At 48.6% G+C, this 276-nt stretch carries 1 pseudogene; it reads left to right on the top strand.

Features of this window, described 5'->3' with window-relative positions:
- Positions 1 to 276: pseudogene (locus B3S86_RS12650) on the top strand (pur operon repressor); the annotation flags it as partial.

Genomic DNA, 276 nt, shown 5'->3' with positions numbered 1-276 from the left:
TCCCCATCATCTCGTCTCATTGACGATTTTTGCAGAACGTTATAAATCGGCGAAATCGTCGATCAGTGAAGATTTAGATATCGTCAGCGAGATGTTAGAACATGAGGGAACAGGTCGTCTCGTTACAGTACCAGGTGCTGCGGGTGGCGTCATGTTCATTCCGACGTGGAGCAGTAAGAAGGCGTTACCGTTCATCGATGATCTATGTGAACGTGTCGCTCGTCCAGACCGACTGTTACCGGGGGGATACCTTTATTTGACGGACTTACTTGGAGA

This window comes from Exiguobacterium sp. UBA3968, from assembly GCF_002385115.1.
Taxonomy (GTDB): domain Bacteria; phylum Bacillota; class Bacilli; order Exiguobacteriales; family Exiguobacteriaceae; genus Exiguobacterium_A.
Note: the sequence above shows the minus strand (reverse complement) of the source record. Positions and strands in the feature narration are given on the sequence as shown.